The 7420-nt window shown below is 70.8% G+C and carries 7 protein-coding genes; 2 read left to right on the forward strand and 5 right to left on the reverse strand.

Translation table 11 applies throughout. The features are described from left to right. Positions 1 to 120: 120 nt before the first annotated feature. A complete protein-coding gene (locus KBZ04_RS00740; RefSeq protein ID WP_254989999.1) occupies positions 121 to 1152 on the forward strand; it encodes a hypothetical protein in 1032 nt (343 codons plus the stop codon). 75 nt (positions 1153 to 1227) lie between these two features. After that, entirely contained in the window at positions 1228 to 2724 is a 1497-nt protein-coding gene (locus KBZ04_RS00745; RefSeq protein ID WP_254990000.1) for a RecQ family ATP-dependent DNA helicase, read from the forward strand. A gap of 24 nt (positions 2725 to 2748) precedes the next feature. Here the strand turns inward: KBZ04_RS00745 and KBZ04_RS00750 are convergent, their stop codons facing one another. From KBZ04_RS00750 to KBZ04_RS00770, 5 genes are all read right to left on the reverse strand, one after another. Beyond that, positions 2749 to 3792 (reverse strand): LysM peptidoglycan-binding domain-containing protein, encoded by a 1044-nt coding sequence (locus KBZ04_RS00750; RefSeq protein WP_254990001.1) that lies wholly within the window; start codon positions 3790 to 3792, stop codon positions 2749 to 2751. An 85-nt stretch (positions 3793 to 3877) separates the two neighbouring features. Beyond that, a complete protein-coding gene (locus KBZ04_RS00755; RefSeq protein WP_254990002.1) occupies positions 3878 to 5302 on the reverse strand; it encodes an aldehyde dehydrogenase family protein in 1425 nt (474 codons plus the stop codon). 57 nt (positions 5303 to 5359) lie between these two features. Then, positions 5360 to 5935 carry a hypothetical protein gene (locus KBZ04_RS00760; RefSeq protein WP_254990003.1) on the reverse strand — a complete coding sequence of 192 codons (576 nt, stop codon included), beginning with the start codon at positions 5933 to 5935 and terminating at the stop codon, positions 5360 to 5362. A gap of 49 nt (positions 5936 to 5984) precedes the next feature. Then, positions 5985 to 6722, reverse strand: a complete 738-nt coding sequence (locus tag KBZ04_RS00765) for a GAP family protein (RefSeq protein ID WP_254990004.1) — start codon at positions 6720 to 6722, stop codon at positions 5985 to 5987. Between the two features lie 103 nt (positions 6723 to 6825). Then, a partial coding sequence (locus tag KBZ04_RS00770; RefSeq protein WP_254990005.1) for a Crp/Fnr family transcriptional regulator occupies positions 6826 to 7420 on the reverse strand: 595 nt, incomplete at its 5' end.

Below are 7420 nucleotides of genomic sequence, written 5' to 3' on the forward strand. Positions count from 1 at the left end.
TGGTCTGCGCAGCGACACTACCGACGATCCGGGCCCTGCGCCCAGGCGATGTCACGGTTCGTTGCCGGCCCCGTGGCAGCATCCCCAAAACCACCGCCGGCCCCGCCAATGGTCCCGACCATGGCCCTCCCCGAGGCCCCCCTGCTGAGCCTGGATCTGCCCGATCCGGAGAGCGACAGCCTCAGCACGATGGAGTTCCTGGCCCGGCTCGAAGAGGCCTGGGCCGTCTGCGACCGCTTCGATCTGCAGACCGAGATCTGGCGGGGCCGCATCCTGCGCTCGGTGCGCGACCGGGAACGGCGCGGCGGCGAGGGACGGGGCACCGGCTTCCTGCAGTGGCTGCGGGAGCGGGAGATCAGCAAGACCCGTGCCTACACCCTGATTCAGCTGGCGGAGTCGGCCGATGGCCTGGTGGGCGAGGGCCTGCTGGAGGAGGGCAGCGTCAACAACTTCTCCAAGCGGGCCTTCCTGGAAACGGCCCAGGCCGATCCGGAGGTCCAGCAGATGATCAGCGAGGCCGCCAACGAGGGCCAGCAGATCACCCGCAGGCAGGTGCGCCGCCTCACCGACGAGTTCACCGCCGCCACCAGCCCCCTGCTGCCGGAGGAGATCCGCCAGCGCACCGCCGACAACCTCCTGCCCCCCCGGGCCGTGGCACCCCTGGTGCGGGAACTGGCCAAGCTCCCCGAGGAGCAGCAGAACGACCTGCGCCGCGTCCTGCGGGAGGAACCGGAGCTGGAGCGGGTCAAGGATGTGACCCTCACCGCCCGCTGGCTCAGCAAGGCGGCCGAGGCGGGGCTGGCGGTGCGGGCCTTCCAGCAGGGCAACCTCGACCTGGAGAAGGCCCTGCAGGAGGCCCAGCGCCTCGATGCCCTGGGCCTCCTGGCCGATGCGGTGGGTCAGGCCCAGGCGCTGGAGAGCGCCGTGCTCAAGCTGCACACCAGCTGGCGCCGGCTGGGGGGTCTGCAGGAGCGTCTCTGGGTGGAGAGCGGCAGCAGCACCCCGCACCTGCGGGAGCTGCTCACCGTGTTGCAGAGCCTCAGCGGTACCACCATGCGGGTGTCCCTGGGGGAACTGGCGGGTGGCAAGCGGGTGCGTCTGCAGCTGGTGGAGGAATCCCCCGACCAGCTGGAGCCGCCACCCCTGCACTGACGGCTGCGGCCCTGAGCCGCCAGCCACCACATCTGGTGGGAGCTAGGGTCTGGCGGTACCAGCGCTGGAGTGAGCTTGGGGTCCGATCCCCTCGGCGAGAGTCTGCGCTGCCATTTCGGCTGGGAGAGCTTCCGGCCCGGGCAGCGGCCGGTGGTGGAGGCCTTGCTGGCCGGCCGCGACTGCCTGGCGGTGCTGCCCACCGGAGCGGGCAAGTCGCTCTGCTTCCAGCTCCCCGCCCTGGTGCGGGACGGCCTGGTGGTGGTGATCTCTCCCCTGGTGGCCTTGATGCAGGACCAGGTGAGCCAGCTCCAGGCCCGGGGCATTCCGGCGGCCTGCCTGCACCGGGGCCTGGAGCAGGGGGAGCGGCGCCAGCTGCAGCAGCGCCTGGCGGCCAACCGGCTGCGGCTGCTCTACCTGGCGCCCGAGCGAGCCCAGGCCGAGGCCACCCGCCAGTTGCTCGAAGAGGCCCTCGAAACCGGCCGGCTGGTGGCCCTGGCGGTGGATGAGGCCCACTGCATCAGTGCCTGGGGCCATGACTTCCGCCCCGATTACCGGCGCCTGGGTCAGCTGCGGGCCCTGTGTCCGGGCGTGCCGCTGGTGGCCCTGAGCGCCACCGCCGCGCCCCAGGTGCGGGCCGACATCATCCGCCTGCTGCAGCTGCGGCGGCCCCTGGTGCAGGTGCGGTCGGCCCGCCGCGCCAACCTCGCCTACACCATGCGGCGGCGGCCGGTGGACCCCCTGGCCGAGGTGGTGGAGGCGATCGGCCAGGCCCGCGGGGCCGTGCTCATCTACGCCCGCACCCGTCGCTCGGTGGAGCAGTGGGCGGCGCGCCTGACGGCGGCCGGGGTGGAAGCGATCGCTTACCACGCCGGCATGGACCCCGAGAGCCGCCAGCTGGCCCTGCGCCATTTCCAGGAGCACCCCTCGCCGGTGCTGGTGGCCACCGTCGCCTTCGGCATGGGGGTCGACCGGCCCGATGTGGGGCTGGTGCTCCACCTCGACCTGCCCGCCAGTGCCGAGGGCTACCTGCAGGAATCGGGCCGGGCCGGCCGCGATGGGCAGCCCGCCCGTTGCCTGGTGCTCTTCGATCCCGCCGACCGCACCAGCCTCGGCTGGGCGATGCGCTCCGCCGGCCAGCAGCTGCCGCCGGACCAGCGGCTGCTGGAACGCCACCGGCTCGAGCTGGCCCAGCAGCAGCTGCGGCGCATCGAAGCGGTGGCGGAAGGGGAGGGCTGCCGGGAGCAGGCCCTGCTCCTGGCCGTGGGGGAGCTTTCTCCCCCCTGCGGCCGTTGCGACAACTGCCTGTCGGCGCCATCGGCGAACGACTGGGCCCACCAGGCGGCCGTGCTGCTTTCGGCCCTGGAGGATCGCAGCGGCCGCGACCTGCGCAGCCTGGCCGAGGACCTGGCCGGGGCCCACGGCAGCGAGGAACCGCGCTGGGCCTGGCTGGCCCGCCGGCTGGTGCAGGAGGAGCTGATCAGCGAGAGCGACGATGGCGCCCAGCGCCTGTACCTGCGGCCGGTGGGGCGCAGATACCTGAGGGACCCCTGGCCCCTGCGCTGGTCGGCCTGAGGCAAGGCTCCAGGACCTCCCTGGTCAGCCGCCCCGGGACTTGCACAGGTCGGCGACCAGTTGCTGCTCGAAGTCGGCCTGGGGATCATCCCAGCTCTTCCACTGGCCCGCCTGGCTGGTGGCATTGAGCTTGCGGGCGCTGCAGTTGACCGCCAGGTAGAGCGACTCCCCCTGGGAATTGAGGGTGGGCGCCACCATGCTGCCGCCCATCGGCTGCCAGTTGGCCCAGTCCACCTGCAGGGGGCCATAGTTGCGCCAGTCGGGCTTGCCGGGGCTGGCCGTGGTGGCCGGACGGGGCGCAGCCGCCACCACAGCTGGCTTGGGCTTCGCGGTCGGGACGGGGGTGGCCCGGGCGACGGCGGGGGCTGGCTGGCTGGTCGGAGTGGGCCGGGGCGCCGGTGTGGCAGCAGCCGGTGCCGGTTTGGCGACGGGCCTGGGGGTGGTCGCCGGTCTGGCGGCCGCGGCGGGCTTGGCGGCCGGTTTCACGCTGGGCGAGGCGGTGGGCGTGGAGGTGGGCTTCAGCCGCAGGCGGGTGCCGGACTCCACCAGGTTGGGATCGCTGATGCGGTTGATGGCGATCAGCTGCGTCATGGGAACGCCGTAACCCTCGGCGATCTGCGACAGGCTCTCGCCGCTGCGGACCACGTGCTCGGAGGCCTTGCGGTTGAAGCCGGAGGCCGGACTGGCGCTGCGGGAGGCGGATGGCACCACCAGCTTCTGGCCGGCCTCGATGTGGTCGGCCTTGCTGAGGCCGTTGAGCTGCATCAGGCGGCTGACGGTGATGCCGTGGCGGTCGGCGATTTCGGACAGGGTTTCGCCCGGGGCCACCGTGAGGCTGCCGCCGGCCGCCCGGGGACGTACGGCGCCGCCCGGCAGGGTGAGGGTTCGGCCCGCTTCGACCAGGTCGGGATCACTGATCCCATTCACCTTCATCAGGGTGGACATGCTCACCCTGTGGCGGGCGGCGATGTCGGAGAGGGTTTCGCCGGGCTTGACGGTGACCTGGGCAGCCAGAGCCGGCAGCGGCAACACCATGGCTAGAGCCAAGGCGAAGAGGGGGCGGCGCATGGGCACTAGGGATAGCTTCGCGCACGTTAAGGTCCAACTCCCGGCCCGCCCAGCCCCCCCCCTGCCGATTCCTGGGTGCCGGCCCTCAGCCCATCAGGCGCCGGATCAGGCCGAGCTTGCCGGCATAGGGGGGAAAGCGGACCGGGGGATCGGGCCATAACGGCCGGCTGAGCACGGCGCGCTGGTGGGAGAAGGTGTGGAAGCCGGCTTCTCCGTGATAGGCGCCCATGCCGCTGGCGCCGATGCCGCCGAAGGGAAGGCTGGCCATGCCCCCCTGGACCACCACGTCGTTGGCCACGACGCTGCCGGAACTGGTGCCCGCCAGTACCCGTTCCCGCTCCACCGCGCCGCCGCCGAAGAGGTAGAGGGCCAGGGGCCTGGGGCTCCGGCGCACCAGGGCCAGGGCCTCCTCCAGATCGCCCACCGTCAGCAGCGGCAGGATCGGTGCGAACAGCTCCTTCTGCATCAGCGGGTCGGTGAGGGGCTCGTTCACCGCCACCAGGGTGGGTTCAATCCTCCGCTGTGCGGCATCGCAACGGCCGCCCAGCAGCACCTGGCCCCGTTCCCGGGCCTGGGCCAGGAGGCCTTCGAGGCTCCCGAAGCGCCCGGCGCCGACGACCTGCCCCAGGTCAGGGCTGGCCAGGGGATCGGGGCCAAAGAGCGCGCGTGCCTGCTCGGCGAACGCCGCCACCAGGGCGTCCCGCACCCCTGGCAACACCAGGACATGGTTGGGGGCCAGGCAGGTCTGGCCGGCGTTGAGACAGCGTCCCCACAGCAGCCGTCGGGCTGTGATGGCCGGATCGGCGTCGTCCAGCACGATCGCCGGGTTCCTGCCCCCCAGCTCCAGGGTGACTGGGGTGAGATGGCGGGCGGCCGCCGCCAGCACCAGCCGGCCCACCCGCTCGCCGCCGGTGTAAAGGATGTGGTCGAAGCGTTCCTCCTCCAGCAGGCGGCTGGCCACGGCTCCGTCGCCGCAGACCACCTGGACCACATCTGGTGGGAAGTGGCTCGCCAGCAGTTCGGCCATCAGGGCCGCCGAGGCCGGGCTCTGTTCGGAGGGTTTGAGCACGGCCGTGTTTCCGGCGGCCAGGGCATGCAGCAGGGGGTGGAGGCAGAGGTCGAAGGGGTAGTTCCAGGCGCCGATGATCAGAACGCAGCCCAGGGGCTCGGCCCGCACGGCCCCCCGGCCGGGCCAGGCCCACAGCGGCAGCGAGCGGCGGCGGGGACGCATCCAGCCGGCCAGGTGGCGCCGGGTGTGGCGCAGCTCCTGGCGCAGGGCCCCCAGCTCGAAACTGGCCTCCACCTCGGGTCGACCCATGTCGCTGGCGAGGGCCTCCACCATCCGCTGGCCCGCCGACTCCAGCAGGTGATCGAGGCGCTGGAGCTGCTCCAGCCGCCAGGCCAGGGGACGGGTGACCCCCCCCTCCACCAGTTGGCGCATGGTGGCCACCGGCAGCGGCAGGAGGGAGGGGCTGGGGTCTGGGCTGGCGGCAGCAGCCGGCGTGGTCATGGCGATGGCCCTTTCCCCCCAGGCTGGCAAACGCCGACCCGGCGGGCCCGGGGCGGCTCAGCCGCCGCCGCAGCCGGCCAGGAACACCGCTCGTCTGAGGTTGTCGATCCTGGGGGAGCCGGGTCCGTCGAAGGCGTACAGCAGGGCCAGTCCCAGGCTGATGTCGTCACGCTCGAAGGCCTGCTGGATCGCGGCCCACCAGGCGATCGGATCCCTGCCCAGGCTGGTCAGTTCCTTCTGGGCCCGCTCCATCCGGCTCGCCGGATCCCCCTCCAGCACGATCAGGGCGTAGTCGTCGACCGGAACGCCCTGGGGCCTCAGCATCAGCACCAGCCGCTGACCCGGACGCATGGGTGCCAGGGGCCAGGGGATCGGGCCCTCGATGGGTTCCCCAGGCAGGGCACGGCGCTGCCACAGCAGTTCGCCCTCCCGTTCGATCCTGACCTCGTCCAGGGGTTCGGTGCTGAGGATCGTGGGCGCGGCGATGGCCACGGCCGCCACCGCCTCGCCCCTGGCGTTGTGGGCGAGCCTGGGGGTGAGCACGCAGACCGTGGTCGCCCGGAGGGGGGCTGCGCAGGAAACAAGGGCAACGGCAAGGCCGATCGCCAGGCAGGTCCGGCGCACGGCGGACAACAACGAGATTCCGGGGAACGGGGACTTTGACGCTAATGGTCGCTGCCGCTCATCCGGCAATCGTCATCAGGTTCAGACCATGCAATCCCTCGACGAGTAGGTAGGCCCCGAGCACCAGGGCCAGCACGCCCACGAGCCACTCGGCTTTGTGCTGCAGCCAGTCCTCGAGACGGGTGATCGGCTCGCGGATCGCCCCACCGCTCACCAGCCAGGCCAGGGGCGGCAGCAGCAGCAGGGAACTGGCCATCAGGGTGAACAGCCCGGTCACCTCGGCGTCGGCGGTGAGGCCGGGATCGTTGAGCAGCAGCAGGCCGGCCTCCTTGAGATAGAAGACGAGATTCTCCGGGGTGAGCAGGGCACTGGTGGCGCCGATCAGGACCAGGGTGAAGGTGCTGAAGTCGGGCAGCTGGTTCATCAGCCGCAGGGCCATGCCCTCCTCGCCGAGGTTGGCCTGGGGTGTGAGCTGGTAAAGACCCAGGCCCACGAGGGCGCCGGCACCGAGCAGGTCGATCAGCACCTGTTCCCGCTCCCCGTGGCTGAGGCTGATGGCGAAGGCCTCACCCAGCACCATCAGCACCACGATGGCCAGGGCATTGGCCGCGGCCCAGCCCGCCACGTAGGCCATGGCCCGCTGCAGTGGGGAGCGGCCCAGCAGCAGCAGGGTGACCACCGCGATGTGCAGGGGGCTGAAGGCGATGCCGATCCCGAACAGGGACGACTGGGTGATCAGGGCCGGGGAGAGGAGCGCGGGGACGCCGAGGCTGACGAGCGACAGGAGGGACGGCAAGGAGGCGATCAGCGGTTCGGCAGTCGGCCATTCTCCACGACATGACCGGGTCGCCGTGGGCTGGGGCGTCGCAGCGGAACCGCTTCCGGCCTTGATGTCCTCCTCAATTGGAGAGGTTGAAGGCCAGCTCGTTGGTGAGGATCAGCCGCTCCCCGAGCCGCCGGGAGACGATCTTGTGAAGCAGGATGGCGGCGCTGGGATCCTGATCTTCCAGCACGGCAAGGTCGGCGATGGCCAGGGAAAGCGAGCTGACGACGGTCTGGGCGATCACGGAAGCCGTTGTTTCCTTGCGGAGATAAAAACTGATCTCGCCGACGCATGTTCCCGGATCCATGGTGCGCAGGCGGATGGGAGGATCCTCCGGTCTGTTCCGGCGTTCAACGCTCACCCGTCCTGAGAGGATGAAATGCAGGCCAACGGGCGGAGATCCCTGCTCAATGATGATCGATCCTGGAGGCCATTCCTTGTGCCTCAGGTAGCGGAGAAGCCGTTCCCGGGCTGCTTCTTCAGCCGGGGTGAAGGCTTCAAGAAGCGAATCGATTCCAAGGTGCTCCAGAGGCAGTGTTTGGGCATGGAAGGCCAGTAGCTCGTTCTCGCAATACTCGAGGCCATGGTCGAGATCCTGGAACCAATCGATCCCTTCCCTCCCTTCCTCAAGTACTTTCGCCTTTTTAAGGGCGTTAAGAATCTGCTGACTG

The organism is Cyanobium sp. N5-Cardenillas (assembly GCF_024345515.1).
In the GTDB taxonomy this organism is placed as follows: domain Bacteria; phylum Cyanobacteriota; class Cyanobacteriia; order PCC-6307; family Cyanobiaceae; genus Cyanobium.

Coding starts and splice junctions, on each gene's coding strand:
- KBZ04_RS00740 (WP_254989999.1), top strand. CDS start 121: ATGGCCCTCCCCGAGGCCCCCCTGCTGAGCCTGGATCTGCCCGATCCG.
- KBZ04_RS00750 (WP_254990001.1), bottom strand. CDS start 3,792: ATGCGCCGCCCCCTCTTCGCCTTGGCTCTAGCCATGGTGTTGCCGCTG.
- KBZ04_RS00755 (WP_254990002.1), bottom strand. CDS start 5,302: ATGACCACGCCGGCTGCTGCCGCCAGCCCAGACCCCAGCCCCTCCCTC.